This window comes from Erythrobacter sp. NAP1 (assembly GCF_000152865.1).
Taxonomy (GTDB): Bacteria; Pseudomonadota; Alphaproteobacteria; order Sphingomonadales; family Sphingomonadaceae; genus Erythrobacter.
Map to the genome: position 1 here is coordinate 2,369,568 of NZ_CH672390.1, position 16,966 is coordinate 2,386,533.

The 16,966-nt window shown below is 59.7% G+C and carries 16 protein-coding genes and 1 tRNA gene; 10 read left to right on the top strand and 7 right to left on the bottom strand.

Annotated features, from left to right (window positions below; genetic code table 11):
• Nucleotides 1-17 precede the first annotated feature (17 nt).
• Nucleotides 18-512: a DapH/DapD/GlmU-related protein gene (locus NAP1_RS16735; RefSeq protein ID WP_007165427.1), complete on the bottom strand. Its 495-nt coding sequence runs from the start codon at nucleotides 510-512 to the stop codon at nucleotides 18-20.
• Nucleotides 513-536: 24 nt separating this feature from the next.
• Between NAP1_RS16735 and NAP1_RS16540 the strand changes: the two genes are divergently transcribed.
• The 3 genes from NAP1_RS16540 to NAP1_RS11305 all read left to right on the top strand — a co-directional run bounded on the left by NAP1_RS16540 (nucleotide 537) and on the right by NAP1_RS11305 (nucleotide 4,305).
• Nucleotides 537-1,355: an SGNH/GDSL hydrolase family protein gene (locus NAP1_RS16540; protein WP_083776283.1), complete on the top strand. Its 819-nt coding sequence runs from the start codon at nucleotides 537-539 to the stop codon at nucleotides 1,353-1,355.
• A 134-nt stretch (nucleotides 1,356-1,489) separates the two neighbouring features.
• Nucleotides 1,490-2,647, top strand: a complete 1,158-nt coding sequence (locus NAP1_RS11300) for a nucleotidyltransferase family protein (protein WP_007165430.1) — start codon at nucleotides 1,490-1,492, stop codon at nucleotides 2,645-2,647.
• Complete coding sequence (locus tag NAP1_RS11305; protein ID WP_241761213.1) at nucleotides 2,569-4,305, top strand: ABC transporter ATP-binding protein; 1,737 nt, start codon at nucleotides 2,569-2,571, stop codon at nucleotides 4,303-4,305. The genes NAP1_RS11300 and NAP1_RS11305 overlap by 79 nt, the downstream gene beginning before the upstream one ends.
• Nucleotides 4,306-4,325: 20 nt before the next feature.
• Here the strand turns inward: NAP1_RS11305 and NAP1_RS11310 are convergent, their stop codons facing one another.
• From NAP1_RS11310 to NAP1_RS11320, 4 genes are all read right to left on the bottom strand, one after another.
• On the bottom strand, nucleotides 4,326-4,601 hold the full coding sequence (locus NAP1_RS11310; protein ID WP_007165432.1) for a PqqD family protein: 276 nt from the start codon (nucleotides 4,599-4,601) through the stop codon (nucleotides 4,326-4,328).
• Between the two features lie 44 nt (nucleotides 4,602-4,645).
• Nucleotides 4,646-5,404, bottom strand: a complete 759-nt coding sequence (locus NAP1_RS11315) for a hypothetical protein (protein WP_156777259.1) — start codon at nucleotides 5,402-5,404, stop codon at nucleotides 4,646-4,648.
• 599 nt (nucleotides 5,405-6,003) lie between these two features.
• A complete protein-coding gene (locus NAP1_RS16490; RefSeq protein ID WP_007165434.1) occupies nucleotides 6,004-6,132 on the bottom strand; it encodes a lasso RiPP family leader peptide-containing protein in 129 nt (42 codons plus the stop codon).
• Between the two features lie 56 nt (nucleotides 6,133-6,188).
• A complete protein-coding gene (locus NAP1_RS11320; protein ID WP_007165435.1) occupies nucleotides 6,189-8,057 on the bottom strand; it encodes an asparagine synthetase B in 1,869 nt (622 codons plus the stop codon).
• A 107-nt stretch (nucleotides 8,058-8,164) separates the two neighbouring features.
• Between NAP1_RS11320 and NAP1_RS16005 the strand changes: the two genes are divergently transcribed.
• From NAP1_RS16005 to NAP1_RS16010, 5 genes are all read left to right on the top strand, one after another.
• Nucleotides 8,165-8,665 (top strand): lasso peptide biosynthesis B2 protein, encoded by a 501-nt coding sequence (locus NAP1_RS16005; protein WP_007165436.1) that lies wholly within the window; start codon nucleotides 8,165-8,167, stop codon nucleotides 8,663-8,665.
• Nucleotides 8,666-8,825: 160 nt separating this feature from the next.
• The gene (locus tag NAP1_RS11330) at nucleotides 8,826-9,101 is read left to right on the top strand and encodes a hypothetical protein (protein WP_007165437.1); all 276 of its coding nucleotides are present in this window, start codon (nucleotides 8,826-8,828) and stop codon (nucleotides 9,099-9,101) included.
• Nucleotides 9,102-9,240: 139 nt separating this feature from the next.
• Entirely contained in the window at nucleotides 9,241-10,599 is a 1,359-nt protein-coding gene (locus NAP1_RS11335) for an O-antigen ligase (protein WP_007165438.1), read from the top strand.
• Nucleotides 10,596-11,315 carry a hypothetical protein gene (locus tag NAP1_RS11340; protein ID WP_007165439.1) on the top strand — a complete coding sequence of 240 codons (720 nt, stop codon included), beginning with the start codon at nucleotides 10,596-10,598 and terminating at the stop codon, nucleotides 11,313-11,315. The genes NAP1_RS11335 and NAP1_RS11340 overlap by 4 nt, the downstream gene beginning before the upstream one ends.
• 55 nt (nucleotides 11,316-11,370) lie before the next feature.
• Entirely contained in the window at nucleotides 11,371-11,832 is a 462-nt protein-coding gene (locus tag NAP1_RS16010; protein ID WP_007165440.1) for a cytochrome c family protein, read from the top strand.
• A gap of 374 nt (nucleotides 11,833-12,206) precedes the next feature.
• Here NAP1_RS16010 and NAP1_RS11350 read toward each other — a convergent pair.
• A tRNA-Leu gene (locus tag NAP1_RS11350) sits at nucleotides 12,207-12,293 on the bottom strand.
• Between the two features lie 198 nt (nucleotides 12,294-12,491).
• Between NAP1_RS11350 and NAP1_RS11355 the strand changes: the two genes are divergently transcribed.
• A complete protein-coding gene (locus NAP1_RS11355; protein ID WP_007165441.1) occupies nucleotides 12,492-13,496 on the top strand; it encodes a complex I NDUFA9 subunit family protein in 1,005 nt (334 codons plus the stop codon).
• 259 nt (nucleotides 13,497-13,755) lie between these two features.
• Here NAP1_RS11355 and NAP1_RS11360 read toward each other — a convergent pair whose 3' ends face one another.
• Nucleotides 13,756-14,646: a dienelactone hydrolase family protein gene (locus tag NAP1_RS11360; RefSeq protein ID WP_040464973.1), complete on the bottom strand. Its 891-nt coding sequence runs from the start codon at nucleotides 14,644-14,646 to the stop codon at nucleotides 13,756-13,758.
• 120 nt (nucleotides 14,647-14,766) lie between these two features.
• Here NAP1_RS11360 and NAP1_RS11365 point away from each other — a divergent pair, with 120 nt between their 5' ends.
• Nucleotides 14,767-16,962: a PQQ-dependent dehydrogenase, methanol/ethanol family gene (locus NAP1_RS11365; protein ID WP_007165443.1), complete on the top strand. Its 2,196-nt coding sequence runs from the start codon at nucleotides 14,767-14,769 to the stop codon at nucleotides 16,960-16,962.
• Nucleotides 16,963-16,966: the final 4 nt, after the last annotated feature.

The following is a 16,966-nucleotide window of genomic DNA, read 5'->3' on the forward strand; positions in this document are numbered from 1 at the left end:
CTGATGCTATCCGATGCTCAGCGCGCCAGGCGGCTTGGCAAATCGGCAGCGGAAGGGTCGGTATCGCGGATCTGGCGCTCGGTTTCGTCAGCGTCGAGGAAGCGGCCATAGGGGCCAACTTCGATCCCTTCGCGGATAATCTGTGCCGGATTCCCAGCCACGATTGAGCGCGCGGGCACATCCCTTGTCACCACGCTGCCTGCACCGATCACGCAATTGTCGCCGATGGTCACGCCCGGCATGATCAAGCTCTCACCACCAAGAAAACAATTCTTGCCGACGTGAGTATGCACGTAGAGCCCTCGAGTTCTGTCATGCGTCAGAATTCGCGCGTTGAAGGCGACGTATGTGCACTCACCGATATGCACGCCCTTGGGGAAGGTCATGTCCATTTTCGCACTTAGAGACATCTCCACCGTGGGGTGGATGTCCATCTTCATCACGCCGCGGAAGAAACGAAGCCGGGCCTTGGTGAGGACGTTTCTTAGCGCTGAAAGCCTGAGAATGCTCACCCAGGGTCTCCGTTCTGCTTGCTGATGCCTTCAAGTTGCGGCTTGTCCCATATCTCTCTTAGGTGCAATCCCGCGTCTAGCAATTTTCGGGCGATTTCCTTGAAGATCACACGGACAATAGCGCTGATATGTGCATTTGTGGCCTTGGGTGCTTTGGCGCTCCTGTGGGTACAGATACCCTCCTGGCGGATTGGTGGGGCCAGAAGCCTGCCTGCGAGTTCAGTCGCCCATCTCCAAGAGTCACTCACATGTCCTAGTGAAGGAGAGCAGATCGCGATCTACGGTGACAGTCATGTCACGGGTGGGCGCATGACGCAATTTGGCGGCGAAAGCGGTCCTGTATTTGGGCGCGTGCTTGAGGCTGAACTTGGCGCTGACATTTCGGTCTCGCTTCGCGGTGTTGGTGGGCACACGGCACGATTGGGCGAAGGGCGGTGGGATGTTCGAGACAGCGCCGAAGAGACCGTCGTTATCGCTTACGGAACCAACGACGCGGCCCCGCGCGGATGGCTGCGGTCGAAAGAACCCGTGCCCGTTCCCGACTACAAGTCGGCCTTAGAACGGCTTGCCTCCGCGGGAGCAGAAGCAGGGCGCCAAGTGGTGTTTCTCGCCCCTCCGCCAGCGGGCAGCTCGGTAATCATGCAACGGCTGAGGCCCTATCGCTCGGCGCTGCGCGATCTTGGCAGAGAATTGAATGTTCCTGTTCTAGACCCAGCCGATGCGTTTGCGGCCTGCGAGGGATCGCAGCCGCTTCTGACCTACGACGCACTTCACATGAACGCGGCTGGGCACCGGTGTCTGGGTGAATGGCTGGCAGCACGCTTTTGCCAGGTCCCCGATTGAAGAACACAGGTGGGCAGAGAGTGTGAGCGACACTGGTCAAAGCGGCGGATTTCCCGCATGAACGCGCTGGAAAGCACCAGGCCAACTCATCCCTGCGGGACCAGCAAGAGAGACGCACGGCAATCGCGAAGCCCATGACCGATACCGCATCAGTCGACCGTTTCTTGGCACAGTGCTTGCGCTCTTTGCGAGCGTCCGATCCAGCAGGTTGGGACATCGCTGACAGTGCAGAATGGCACGATGTCTGGCTGAGGATCGAGTATCATGGCATCGCCCTCTTACTACACAACAACTCGGCCCACCTCACAGACTGGCCGAGCGCGCTTATCGACAGAATTGCCGAAGAAGCGCGATTGATCGCTCTTTGGGAAGCGACCCATCACAAACTCGTTTCGGCAGCGGTTCGCAAGCTGGCTGAGGAGAGGGTGACTTCCGTTATCCTGAAAGGCACGGCCCTCGCTTATTCCCTGCATGCAGAGCCGGCCACCCGAAGGCGCGGTGACACCGACCTGCTGGTATGCCCCGGAACTCTGGAGCACACACGCGAGGTACTCACCGAACTTGGCTGGGAGCGCAGGGTCGAACCGCATGGTCTTTATTTTCAGGAAGGTTGGACACACGAAGCTGCGGGTTTTTTCGTGCACTCGATCGATCTGCACTGGAAACCGGTCGACCGACCCACTCTTCATGAGGTGCTGCCGCTCGAATTGGTTTTCGAGGGCAAGCTTCCATTACCGAAGTTCGATGACGCAGCCTTCAGGCCAAACACCGCGACCATGATCCTGCACGCGGTGATCAATCAGAAGTGGCATGCTGAACACGGCTATTTTGCCGAAGACGGAAGGGTCACAAGCCAGAGACGCCTGATCTGGTCTATCGATTTCGACCTTATGGTACGAGCCATGAGCGAAGATGAGTGGGCGGTTCTCGCAGACCATTGTATCGCGGAGGGAATTGCTCCGCTCGTGGCAGAGGCCCTTGTCGGAATGAGTAGCGATCTGGGCACGCCCCTGCCGCCAATTGTCGAATCTCGTCTGAAGAAGGCCAAGCTTGCGCCTGACCTAAAGGCGTATTTCAGCGAGCACGACACCTTGGCGCAGTTCAAACTCGACCTCAGCCACACGAAGGGCGCAGGGTCGAAAGCCAAACTCCTGCTGTCCCGCGCTTTTCCGCCGCGTCGCCACCTCGTGGAAAGATATCCGGAGACGCAAGGGTGGCCGACCTTGGCCTTGCAGGGGCGAATGCTGCTGGAGACGGCAGCACGCTTTATGCGTCAGGGGCACTCGCGATGAGTTTCCGCTTCTGGCTTCAATGGGCGCGCAGATTTCGCGGACAATTGACGCTGATAAGCGTGCTTACCTTGCTAAGTTCCGGCGCGGCTTTGTCCGTGCCATGGTTGGCAGCTCAGGTCCTGGGTAGAGTGGTTTCAGGCTCGGCAGTGTCCGACATCGATGTCGGGCAAATCCTCATCTTGCTGGTTGTAGCCTTGGTCGCCCTCACCGTTCTGAACATTGCGGCAGCCATTCTTTCGGAACGTGCATCGACGCGGATCCTGACCGAGCTTCGCATCAAGATATACAACCATGTCCAGATGCTGCGTGTTGGGTTTCATGACGATGCGCGCAGGGGCGACGTGCTCGCGCTCACGTCTTACGAAGTAGGCAATCTCAGCGATTTTCTTGCCGGCACTATCGCCAATGCGCCCGCCATGCTGCTCACGGCAGCAGGGGCCATCGTGATATTGTTCACGATTGACCCTGTCATGGCCGCAATTGTCCCCTTGCTGATCCCCGCATTTTACATTCTAGTCAGGTTGTCAGGCAGGCGACTGCGCAAGCTTTCGAGCGAGGTGCGTGCAGCCGAGGTCGAGCTGATCGCAATTGCGGAGCGCGATCTTGAAATGCTTCCTGCAATCAAGGCATTTGCGACAGAGGAAAAACACCGGTCAGAATTTGCGACAGCGGCTGACAATTCTCGGCGCCTGGCAGTCCGACAAGCGCAATGGAGCGTCACAATTGGCCCGGTGATGGCGTTGATCGCGGCGCTTGCGGCGATTTCCGTGCTCGTGGTTGGTAGCGAGCAGTTGCTCGACGCGGATCGATCACCCAGCGACCTGTTCGCGTTTCTTCTCTATGCGGCTCTTCTGACGCAGCCTGCCGGTGCTCTCGCCAAAATGTATGGTGCCTACCAAATGGCGCGTGGAACTCTTGCTCGATTGGAGTCCGTACTTGAGCAGGAGCCCGAGCCAGGACACCAAATAGGGCAGCGGCTTGAGCGAGCAGCAGGCGCTATCGCCTTCCGCAAAGTAAGCTTTGGCTATCCGGGCCGCCCGACCCTGTTTGATGCCTTGGATTTCGATGTGAAGCCGGGCGAGATCGTGGCGCTCACAGGCGAGAACGGTGTTGGAAAGTCGACGCTCGTTCGCCTGCTCTTGCGCTTTTACGAACCCTTGTCGGGGACGATCACGCTCGATGGGACCTGCATCAGCGAGTATCAGGTTCAAGACTTGCGGCGACAGTTTGGCTACGTGCCCCAACGTGCCCTTCTTTTTAACGGCACAATCGCCGACAATATCGTGTTCGGCCAATCCGCACCTCACCCGCAAGAGGCCGTAAGCCGCGCGGTTAAGCTCGCACAGGCGGACGAATTCATCGCCTCGCTTCCAGATGGCCTGGAGACCGTGATTGGCGATCACGGGGTACGCCTGTCAGGTGGCCAACGGCAACGGATTGCGCTCGCCCGTGCGCTCTATAGCCAGCCGCCGATCTACATCCTGGATGAAGCGACGAGCATGTACGACCTAGAAGGCGAAGCTGCCTTCGTCGAAGAATGCATCGGTTCGCTGAAAGGGCGCACCGTCATTATCATCACTCATCGTCCGGCGAGCCTCGCGCTTGCCGACAGAGTATTGAAACTGGGACCGGACGGCTTTGTCAGAGTAGGCCGGTAAGCGGTCTTGAGGAGCTGGGTCTAGGCAGCGACAATCAGGTCCTGGTCCTTCAACTGCTTGGCGAGAGCCAGCAGGTCGGCTTCGATACGATCACGAGGCGCTTCGAATTCGGCTTCGACGCTGTCGCATAACTCAGCAAGCTCGCGCGGACCTTCAGCTAGCAATTCCCAGATTCGTCCACCGACCGGATCAAGCCCGAAATATTGTCCGCTCGATAGATCGAGAAGGACCATTTCCCCGCCGACTTCACGAGCGACGACATCGGCCGAGACTGCAAAACGGTCGCTGAGTTGCATAAGCAATTCCGTATCCCCCAATTACAGGAGCGACGATGCACCAGCTACCCGTTTGCGAGGTTCCCGAGCACCGCTTTCCTGACACGCGGCAATTCCGAGTAGTCGCGCATAAAGTCAAGCGCGTAGCACGGGATGTCCTGAGACAGGTCAGCGAGCCTGCCGAAATGCCCGCGCAAGCTTGCTTTGTCTTCCACGTCGAGAATGAACGCGTTGGGAAGCAGCACACTCAGCGCTTCTTGCAAACTGAATTGGCGGATGGAAAGATCCGCGCGCAAGTCGGTGCCTAGTACATATATTTGCCGCAGCGGTTTCGCCCCATCTGCGAACGGCAAGCCTGCTCCGGCATCGACATCTTGCTTGATATCGTCATTTTCAAACTCGGTATCCCTCCCGAGCAAGTGCCTTGCGCTGTCCGCGAACAAGCGCAGCTTTGAACGCTTGGGCTGTAGCAAATATCGACCATCGCTGCGCGCCAGATCAATCACGTCTTCGGTCAAAAAGGGATGTCCTGCCTGAGCGAACGAGCCCGCCAGGGTCGTCTTCCCACTGCGAGACAGCCCTAGGAATGCAACAGCACCTTCCTCTCCATCTGAATGATGCTCCACGCGTGCACAAACTGCGCTTCCGTGCAGGAAGAGCCCGCCAGAATGGTTGCCAAGGATCGGTTGGATTGCATTGTGATAAAGGTTGAGCGTGGTCTTCGCATCGCATTGCGGTGTCGGCCAGCCGGTGATGCGGAATTCACCGCCGTCGCCTGATTTCACTTCGATCAGGAAATCGGCCTGCGAAGGAAATCGGATCAAGTATCCGCGTTCATCGCGATAAAACTCAGCCTGACAATACCCGGCGGGAGAAACCCAACGATCGTAGGGCTCTCTAGGCAGTTCAACCTGCGGACGCGGACTGTCGGGCTCCCATTCCATCGAGACTAGCCTTTAGACACAAGTTTGGACTGCCGCCAACCTCTCGAAAAATGCGCCAATTTAACCAAGCAGAGAAAATCGACGCATCAATCGTGTGTGAAAGGCAGCCGTTTGTGCAACGATTCGATTCGCAACGCGCTTGCCATTCACGACCGGCGGAGCTCGTATCCACAAACGTCTCGGCTTGTGCAGATCCGTATAAGGGAAACGCTGCAAGAAACAGCGGCCTTAGGCGAATTGCTCCACACCTCGCCGCCTCTGATCTATCGAACGCGTCGAACAAAACGCTCGATCGAAGGCCTTTTACGAATCGGCAAATCTGACAAGAAAGCGATCGTGCTGAACCAGCTAGAAAGCACTCGATGCGCCTGAAAAGCACTGATTTTTCGGAGCTTCACGCAAAACAAAAGGCACCCCGGACCGGGGCGCCTGATGTTAAGCGTTGAGCATACCGCCGTACGGCGGAACGGCTGGGTCGCTTAGAAGCGGGTGTTGGTTACCGCACCGTCACGGAAGCTCGTACCGCTGCCGCCGGTGAGGTTACGTACCGAGCCGAAAACAGTCAGCTTCGGAGCCTCATACTTCACTTTTTCAGTCACTTTGGTCATTGCAAAATCCTGTCCTGTTGCACCGCAGAGGCAGGGTTAATCCCCCTTACGTAAATTTACTGATACAAAAATGCTGCGGATGCGTAAAGGCCCCAAATTTCCCACGCCCAATAATCTCCTTCCGGAGCGCTGAAATCGACGTCTAGAATGGCTTGAAGCCCATGGAGATTACATATTTCAGCAAGTTGCGTTGAGGCGTTCGCACGGACGTAGTCAGCGAATTGCTGGTCAATCCCTGTGTTAGTGAAGTTAGCCTTATTTGTCCGCGAAACGACCTCGTCAGGCAGAATTCCGGCCATCGCCTTGCGATGAATGACCTTGGTCATTGCCCCTCTCATCTTGATGTCAATCGGTGTGCGCAGCGAAAACTCCATGAATGCGCGAGAGAGCATCGGGTGCCGCGATTCGACCCCGATCAGTGACCGCTGTCTGCGCATAAGCTGGTGCGACAGGTCACTGAACGGCGACGTAGCCGTGTTTCGCTTGGTCCAACCGACAGCATTGTCGGGCAATTCGGCTTCATAGCGCTCTTCCGCTTCGGACAGCGCCTCGCGCAGGTCTTGCGACAGCCAATTCATGGCCGCGTCGCTTTTTCTGCGCGCGGCGCGGAGGCGCGTTCTGATCCGCTCGCGCAACCACCGAGGCGCGAGTTCCGCACTGGTGAAACGCATTGAGCGCTTGAATGCACGCTGCCAACCGAAAGCATCGGCATCGCGGCGTAGAGCCTGCCAGTATTTCCCCCACTCCCCTCTCGCAGCGTATTCGGAATAGTAGAGTTCGTTGCCTTGCAACCACTCGTCCCCGCCGCCGCCATTGATGAGCACTCGGGCGCCATCGGCGACCACACGCTCTTCAAGCCCCCACATCATCGCACCATTGGAGGGAGTGGGCAGATCCATGTGGCGAGCGCCGTCTTCGGTGTACCAATCGATATCGGGATCGAACAAAGGAACTTCTGCGAGGTCACGGCCAACATGAGCGGCCACGGCCCTCGCATAGGGCAATTCAAATGCATTCCCCCCCTCTTCCGCTGCAAGCGAATACGCCGCGATGCTGGGCGCAGGGGATTGGCCCGAGCCCTCAAGGCGATGAGCGATCGCAAAAATAGCGGATGAGTCGAGCCCGCCACTCACAGCAACGCCTACCTTGCGGTGAGAGCGCAAGGAGCGGCGAACACAATCGAACAACATCTCGCGATAATGCTCAGCGTAATCTTCGTCGCGCTTGTATCGGATTGTGACCTCGGTCGGAGGGGTCCAGTACTTCTGCCCGATCACTCGCTTCCCATCGAAGCGCAATGTATGCGCCCTCACGATCCGCTTGATTTCCTGCCAAGGGGTCGCTTCACGAAGGTACCAACGATTGGCCATTATCTGGGCGAGATAAAGGCGATCTGGCGTCATGGCCCCCAGGCCCAGTGTTTCGCCAAGCGCAGCAAGCGTGGGGAAATCGGATGCAACGATGATTCGCCCGCCCTCGCGCCGATAGTAAAGGGGAACCGTCCCCATGTGGTCGCGAGCCGCGAAGAGCTGACCTGTAGCAAGGTCTGCCACGATCATCGCGAACTCGCCTTGCATCCTGTTCGCGCATTCATTGCCCCAAGCTTCATATGCGCGAAGGGCAAGCTCCACTTCCGAACACCCGACTAATTTTGCCCCGCCCGCCTCCAGGTCGGCTGCCAATTCGTCCGGGTTGAGCAGGTACCCATCAAACACGGCAGCCAACTTTCCGCTGTCGCAAACAAATGGCTGCACCTGAATAGTTGATTCGTCTGTGGTGTGCCGGCTTGCAGCAGCGAGTGCGATCCGCCCTGAGCGCCATGCCCCGCTTGCATCATGCGGAATGCGCGACAAGGAGCGTTTCAGCACGGCGAGCTGATCGTCCTGCACGTCCTCGTCTGAAAAGATCCCACCGATCGCCGACACAGCTTCGCGCTCTCACCCCTTACCGCTTCGATCCCATGGCCTTGCCACTGTAGCGCTTGGCAGCGCCAGCAACCCTGTGCCAAGAGGAGCGCGGACATAGGCACATCATGGAAACCGCGCAATCATCACCGGTCCCGGCGAAAGGGCAAAAGCCGACCCTGGCCGACATCGGCTGGCTTGCGAGCTATTCGGCACGCGGCCTCGGCGAGCTCTTTCGTGCCAGACTGATCTTTCGAAATTTCAAGGCAAGTGACATCCCGCTTCGCAACCGTGCGGCGGCCAATGCGGGACGGCCAACGTCAGCGTCCGGGCAGCCCGTCGAGGCGGCAACGCTCGCCCGGATCAGATATGTGATCCCGCGGCTTTCGGATCGCCTTCCATGGCGCAGCGACTGTCTGATTCAGGCGATTGCCGCCCAGAATTGGCTGTGCTCGCTAGGCGTGCAAAGCGAAATCCAGATTGGCGTTGAAAAGCCCGAGGATGGTGAGTTCGGCGCACATGCGTGGCTCATGTCTGGAGGTGAAATCATCACCGGCGGAGATATAGCGCAATATGACGTAATTTTATCCGAATCGCGCCTCAAGGGTGATTCGGGAACCAAAGACTAAATTCGGCTGTTTACCGATTAACCACGCCAAACCGCTGACAGAGCGTGATTGCACCTTCGACAAGGGCCCGTTTACCCTTTTTTCCTAGAAGGTGTTGTCAATCTTGCTGCACTGCACTAGTGGTAAATGCGTAATGGATTCCCAAGGGGGGTTAACTTCGATGAAAAAGACGATTTCTCGCGTGATGGTTTCGGCTGCTGCTGCTGGCATGGTGTTCGCACCGATTGCGGCTCAGGCTAACACCCGCGCTGCAGACAACGCTCCGGTTTACACGGCAGAGCCTGCTTCTCAGCCGGGCCTAGCCCGCGAAGCCGAAGGTGAAAATGCCCGTGGCGGAACGAGTGTTGTTCTCCTGCTTCTCGCTGCTGCTGCTGCGGTCGCAGGCATTGTCGCAGTTGTCGACAATGACGACGACGGTCAGTCGCCCGGCACCTGAGCTTTTAGGAGCCTGACCAACTCTTGTTGGTTTTGACCAAGAATGAGCGCGCGGATGTTTCCGGGCGCTTTTTCTTTGCCTGAATTCCGTGCAAGCATGAGCGCGGAATAACCCAGTGACCGGGCGGGGCCCTCTGACGATGACCAATGAGAATACGGCCGAGCGGAAGCTCCTCTGGGCAGGGCTTGCGATCCTCGCAGCGGCATTTGCCTTCGGTGGGGGCGGATCGAAATACGGATCAGCCAATCTGATCGTCCAGTTGATTGCGCTCGTAGCGCTGTCATTCCATCGAGCCGCTTTCTTCGATTTCTGGAGAACGGCTCCGCTTTCGGTGAAAGCCTTGACCGGACTGACAATTCTCCTGCCCGTCCTCCAGATCGTGCCGCTGCCTGCCTCGGTATGGAATGCGCTTCCTGGACGCGAGCTGATGATCCAATCGTTGGAACTCGTGAACGCTAACGACTGGGCAACGTTAAGCGTTGATCCGATCCGCACTCTGCTAGCTCTCAGCGCAATCATTGCGCCCCTCGCCATTCTCACGATCGGGTGGCAAGCCCCGCGCGGAACGCTCATTACTTTGGGCTGGTTCGCGGTGGCAATCGGACTCGTCAATCTTGCTTTAGGCGTGCCTCAGGTCCTTTCAAACAGCGAGGTGGGTGTGCTCTATCCGGAGAACCCCATGCCTGGCGTCCTGTTTGGCACGTTTGCTAATCGCAACTCGACGGGCGTTTTCTTGGTCGGGGCGCTCGCTTTCGCTGCACTTCTCCTTGTTCCTGCGCGTTTCCAACAGCTCGGTGTTTGGGCCCGGCCAGCCATTTGTGCGCTCCTCCTGCTCGCCATTCTTCTTACCCGTTCGCGCACGGCAATCGTGCTCGCAGCGATCCCCCTGGGGCTAGTTGCCATGAAATACATTCTCGCAAGGCTCGGATCAGCTGCCTCGGCGCGGGCCGCGTGGGTAGCCATCATTCCCGCCGTGCTGGTGATCGGCGCTGTCGGAATGCTCGCCGTCACCTCGCCCGGACGCGTGGCTGAGGTGGTCGACAGGTTCGAAGGGTCGGGAACAGATGCGCGCGTTTTCATTTGGGAGGACGCTGCCTACTCCGCTCAGCGTTATTTTCCGGTCGGCTCCGGAATGGGCACATTTGACGATGTCTTCCAGATCGACGAATCGCTTGAGAACATGACCCTGCGACGTGCGGGGCGGGCGCATAACGATTACCTTGAGGTCGCAATCGAGGCCGGTGTACCAGGGCTAGTGCTGATTGCTGCGTGGCTTGTGCTTCTGGCAGGGCTTGCATGGCGAGCGCGCAAAGCCCGCGATCGCTGGATTGCCTGGAGTGGGGGCACGTTTTTGCTCGCAGCTGCGCTTCAATCGATAACCGACTATCCGCTGCGCAACCAATCGCTGCTCGTGTTCGGCGCGTTTGCGCTTGTGATTCTGATCCGGTTCGGGACTGATGAAGCGGGTCGACCGGCCAGGACGGAGAAGCAAGCATGATTGCGGGGTTCATCTGGCGCGCGGCGCTTCTTGCTGTCGCTGTGCTCGCCATCGGGCTCCAGCTTGACCGGCAAACCCGGCGCACGCCCGAGCTCTCACCCAGCGTGCCTGAATTGGTTCGGTCTTCGGCCCAGAAAGGCGTAGCTGCTTTCGCGGTCGCAGGGGATGATGCCGATTACGCGCTTCAAGAGGCAGAGAGGCTGGTCAGAAGACGCCCGCTACCAGCAGAACATTTGCGAATTCTCGCGCAAGCTCAGTTCAATGCGGGGCGGCTAAGCGACAGTGCGCTGACGATCCAATACGCAGCCCAGCGTGGATGGCGCGAGCCGTTGGCGCAGGAGAGCATGCTTCGACTTGCGCTTCAGGCAGGAGACGAAGCCGAGGCAGCTCGGCGGTTTGTTGCCCTTTTTGTGCGACGGGATACGGCCGACAGCCTGCTGGAAGAGCTCGGCTCGCAAGTGCTCGCAGAACCCGGCGGCGTGGGCCGGGAGACTTTCGCCTCCATTCTCGACGGCGCTGAACGCTGGCACAGCCAGTTCTTCACACGCGGGGTAAGAGTGCTCTCAATCGACGCATTTGCCGAAATTCTGGTTGCGTCGATCGAAAACGGCACTGACTTCGACTGCTCAAACCTGCGAACAGCCATTGAACGTGTTGAACCACGCGACGCTGCTGCGGCTGGGCGGATCAAGACGGCGATTGACCGCCAATGCTAGCGGCCGAATACTTGATCCGGCACGATTTGAACGGAGGGGCTCAATAATGAGAACGATGGCTTTATCGACAATTGCCATTGCTGCGATGACGCTGAATGCGTGCGGCCCTCCAGAGCCCGAGGGTCCTACTGAACAGATCATCGTTCGCGATCGCGGGGCGCCTGATGTTGTTGCAACAGGGACAGAGGCTCCAATTGAAGTAGGCCTGTTGACTGTCGGAAAGACGGCATTCGAAGCAAATTGCGCGATTTGCCATGCAGTCGACGTCGGCGCTTCTTCCGGCATTGGCCCAAGCCTGAACGGCGTCGTCGGACGGCCTGCGGCATCGCTCGATGACTTTGCCTATTCGAATGCCATGCAAGCGTCCGGCATCACTTGGACGACAGGCGAGATTGATGCCTACATCGCTAACCCGACTGCTATGCTCCCCGGCACCAGCATGGCCGGCGTCATGGTTACCAATGCCCAGGATCGCAATGCAATCACAGCGTACCTTGAAATCCTCGGCAGCGACTAAGCAGTCGGCCGACGAAGCCCGCGTTTCAGTTCGTCACGCCAACCAGATTGCTTGATCAGATTCGCTCGTAGGGCAGCACCGGAACCACTGGCAGGTCCCCCGTATATCCGCGTTCGCAGCTTTCAGCGTTTGCTCCGGCGAGGTCCGGAGAATCGAAGTCCTGATGATAGCGTGGATCGCGACGGACGGCTTCGGGCTATTCTGAGCGCGAGGTATGCAAAAAGGACATGAAATCAACAGAAGCGAAAGAGCCCGCAGGCAATGTGTTGAGCACCTCAAGGGCGGCTTCGGAATCAGCCAACCACGAGATCGCCGCATTAGTGCCAGAGTTCCAACGCCTTAGCGAAACATGCGCTTGGTGAGAATCGTGTAAATGGTGCCCAGAAGAGGACTCGAACCTCCACGGGATTGCTCCCGCCGCCACCTGAAGACGGTGCGTCTACCAATTCCGCCATCTGGGCACACTTTAGCGAGCAAACATCGGTGGGGCTCGCTGGGTAGGCGCGGGCCAATAGCGTTCGGCCTGTGTGCCTGTCAACGCAAACCTGCGCCTCATCGCGATGAGGTCTTGCCCCGAACGGCGGCTTGGCGCATGGGACGCGGGTTTCCAGCGCCGCCGGGGCGCTCCAACCTCACAGATGCTCCAAGGGATACGGGCAATGTCCAAGACCTCTTCGCTTTCCGATGCTCTCGTCACCGTTTTCGGCGGCAGCGGCTATCTCGGCAATTACGTCGCGCAGGCCCTGCTTGCGCGCGGTGCGCGGGTGAGGATCGCGAGCCGAAACCCGGAGAAGGCCTTCCCGCTAAAGCCGCTCGCCAACCTCGGGCAGCTTCAGTTCGCGCATTGCGACATCACCAAGGAGGAGAGCCTCAAGGCTTCGCTCCACGGGGCAACTCACGTGGTCAATCTGGTCGGTGATTTCAGCGGCAACCTCGAAGAGCTGATGGGCGAAGCGCCGGGCCGTATGGCTGCGATCGCGAGCGAGAACGGTGCGAAGGCTTTCGTCCATGTGAGCGCAATCGGCGCGGATGCCTCGTCCTCGACGGGTTATGCGCGGGGCAAGGCGCTGGGCGAAGAGCGCGTGCTCGCCGCTTTCCCGCAGGCGACCGTGCTTCGTCCTTCGATCATCTTCGGCAAGGACGACAACTTCCTCAACATGTTCGGCGGCATGATCGAAATGTTGCCCGTGCTTCCCGTCTTCGGGCCCGATGCGAAGATGCAGCTGGTCTTTGTCGATGACGTGGCCGAAGCGGTTGCGTTCTGCCTCGAAGACCCGGGCGCCCACGGCGGCGAGACCTTCGAACTTGGCGGGCCTGAGCAGCTCACCATGATGGAGATCAACGAGCGCATTGCAGCCGCGCAAGGCCGCGATCGCCGCTTCATCGCCATGTCCGATTCGATGAGCGGGTTGTTCGCTGCCCTGCCCGGTACGCCGATGAGCCGCGATCAGTGGACGCTGCTCAAGGCCGGCAATGTCGTTGCCGACGACGCGCTGACCTTCGCCGATCTAGGCATCACTCCCAAGCCGCTAGGCCTGTTCCTCGACAAGTGGATGGTGCGTTATCGCAAGTTCGGTCGCTTCGGCCTGTCGAACGAGCGCAACAAGGAGCGCGAGGCACGCGGCCTGCCGCCCGTCCCGACCGGAGCCGGTTCGAAGGTCTGAAGCCTTCTCAATTGCGGACAGGGTGGAACGCGCAAGGGGGTGGTTTGGAAAACTGCGCTCGCCCCGCAAGGCCCTGTATAATATAGAAAATCTATCAGATCGCGTTGTAGGATGTGTGACTTTCGGGTTTCGTACACCCAAAGCGCCTGCGCATAGCGGTCGATGCCGTACGGGTGCCGACGATGTGAAAGAGCCGCCACGACCCTATCGCGGCGGCTCCATGTAGGAAAATGCTGCGGCCCTCAAAGACGCCCCGCGCCTAGAGGTTCTCCGAATACAGCTTCAGCAAGTCAGCATAGGCTTGCTCTGCTGCAGCCTCGGCGTAAGCGGGGCTGTCGGGCACGGTCCAGCCATGGTCGCCATCATAGACGTCGACATTTGCCGGACGCGCGGCTCGGCCTGCGGCCTTGGCGAAGAGCAGCTTGTGATCGGGCGCTTCCTCATGGTCGTCGCGCGCGATGGCGATGAGATAGGTCGCATCGGCCTGGTCCAGCATATTGTGCGGGCTGTTCGGGTCGTCCTCTTCGCGAACCAGCCCTCCGCCGTGGAAGCTCGCCGCGGCCTTGATCCGCGACGGCACCGCAGCCGAGCTCCAGACCGTGAACGGCCCGCCCATGCAGTAGCCCTGCGTGCCAATGCCGCGATCGCTGTCGACCGCGTCCTGTCCGTCGAGCCAGACAACCGCTGCGCCCGCATCGCGCTGGATCGCATCGGCATCGAGCTTGTCGCGCCATGGGCGTACTTTCTGAAAACCGTCGGCTTCGATGAAAGCGGCAAAGTCGGCGAACTGCTCGCCCGCCACGTCGCGGTAATAGGGATTGAGCACGAGCACCGAATAGCCCTGTCCGGCGAGCCGCCTGGCCATGTTGCGCTTTGCCTCTCGCAGTGAAGCGATGTCGGGCCAGAAGATCACGCCGGGATGCGCGCCGCTTGCCGGGTGGACGAAGAAGGCATCCATCGTGCCGTCAGCCGTGTCGAAAGTGACGGAGCGCTCCGTGATATCGAGCGCAGGCGCTTCGGCCACCTCGCCCTCGCCTGCTTCTTCGCCTGGCGCGCAGGCCGCGACGGCCGCAGCCCCGGCCAGCACGCCAAACTGGCGCCGGTTGATGGCGTCGCGCGCCCAGACTTTCAGTTTCGCCTCGTCGCACATGCCCGTCTCCATCTCAATGTATCTGTCGTTTGCGCCGGTCCTACGATGCACAAGTCGCAATGGACAAGCGCGCAGTTCCTCGGCAACATTGGTAACGGAGAGAGTTGAGAGGGGTTCCGCATGATTTTTGCGACGGGCAAGGCTGCGTGGGCGGCCAAGTTGCTGGTTCTCGGTACGCTGGGCGTTGGGGCCTGCAACGAGATGTATGGCGACGTCATGGGCGATGGCGGCGTCACGGCCGAGATGCTGGTCGGCGCGGGCGCCGATCACGCCAACTGGATCAGCCATGGCCGCACTTATGACGAACAGCGCTTTTCGCCGCTCGATCAAGTGAACGCGGAAAATGTCGGCGAACTTGGCCTCGCTTGGTACGCCGACATGGACACTGCCCGCGGGCAGGAAGCGACGCCGCTAGTCATGGACGGCAAGCTCTACCTCACCACCGCGTGGAGCAAGGTGAAGGCGTTCGACGCCGCGACCGGCAAACCGCTGTGGGATTACGACCCTGAAGTTCCCGGAGAAACCGGGGTCAAGGTGTGCTGCGACGTGGTCAATCGCGGCCTTGCCGCATGGGGCAATTCGCTGTTCCTCGGCACGCTTGACGGTCGGCTCGTCAGCCTCGACCGCGACACGGGCGAGGTCCAGTGGGAAGTCGTCACGGTCGATCAGTCGATGGCCTATTCGATCACCGGCGCACCGCGCGTGATCGACGGCAAGGTCATCATCGGCAATGGCGGCGCAGAGTTCGGCGTGCGCGGCTATATCGCGGCTTACGACGCAGCGGATGGCAGCGAGCTTTGGCGCTTCTACACCGTGCCCGATGGCAATGAAGGCGGGGAGAGCCCGCAATATCTCCAGGACGCTGCCGAGACGTGGAACACCGAGGTGCTGCGGTCATCCGATTCGATCGGGGGCGGCGGCACTGTTTGGGATTCGATGGCTTACGATCCCGAACTCGATCTTCTGTATTTCGGCGTCGGCAACGGAAGCCCGTGGAACCAGGCATATCGCTCTCCGGGAGAGGACGGGACGGGCGAAGGCGACAACCTCTACTTGTCCAGCATCGTCGCGATCCGCCCCGATACGGGCGAATATGTCTGGCACTATCAGACAACGCCGGGCGAAACGTGGGATTACACCGCGACCCAGCACATCATCCTTGCCGACATGGAAGTGGATGGCGAGGAGCGCAAAGTGTTGATGCAGGCGCCCAAGAACGGGTTCTTCTACGTGCTCGACCGCGAGACTGGCGAGTTCATCAGCGCCGAAGAATATATCCCGCAAAACTGGGCCGAGGGGATTGATGAGAACGGTCGCCCGATCTTCAACCCGGAAGCGCGGATCGACAAGACCGGTCAGCCCGCGCTGGTGATGCCGGGTCCGCTTGGCGGGCATAACTGGCACCCGATGGCGTATCATCCGGGCGAAGGTCTGGTGTACATTCCGGCATTTGAGGCTGCTTCGGTTTACGCGCCCGAAGAGAACTGGAAGCCCGACGTCGCGCGCGGCTTCAACGTGGGCTTCAACCTTGGCGCAGGCGATCTGCCGCCTGATCTGGGCATCCGCAAGGAAGTCTACGGCACGGTCAAGGGCAAGCTGATGGCGTGGGATCCGGTGGCGCAAAAAGCCCGCTGGGTGGTCGAACATGCTGGCCCATGGAACGGCGGCCTGCTCGCAACGGGCGGCGGGCTTGTTTTTCAGGGTAACTCATCGAGCGAATTTGCCGCTTACAATGCCGGGTCCGGCGAGAAGCTCTGGAGCTTTGGCGCGCAGACCGGCGTGGTCGCGCCCCCGATGACCTACACCGTCAATGGTGAGCAATATGTCGCGGTGCTGGCCGGATGGGGCGGCGCTTATGCGATCACCGCCGACGGGCATCTCGTCAACGATCAGGGTCCGGTGCGCAACATCTCGCGCCTCCTGGTCTTCAAGCTGGGCGGAGAGGCCGAGCTTCCCGAAATGCGCGAGCTTGTGAACCTGCCGCTCGACCCGCCGCCAAGCCGCGCTTCGGCTGAGGAAATCGCGCTCGGGAAAGAGAAGTACGCGCGTTATTGCGCGGTGTGCCATGCACCTGCTGCGGTCGGTTCGACCGTGCTGCCGGACCTTCGCCGCTCGGGCACGCTCGGCAATGCCCGAAGCTGGGAAGCGGTGGTCCATGAGGGCATCCTCAAGGACAATGGCATGGTGAGCTTTGCAGACTCGCTCTCGAAAGAAGAGGTGCAGGCCATCCGCGCCTACGTCATCGCCCGCGCAAACGAGGACAAGGCGCTGGAGGCTGCGACCACAGCCGAGGCTGAGCAGGTCGCCCGGCGCTAGCGCC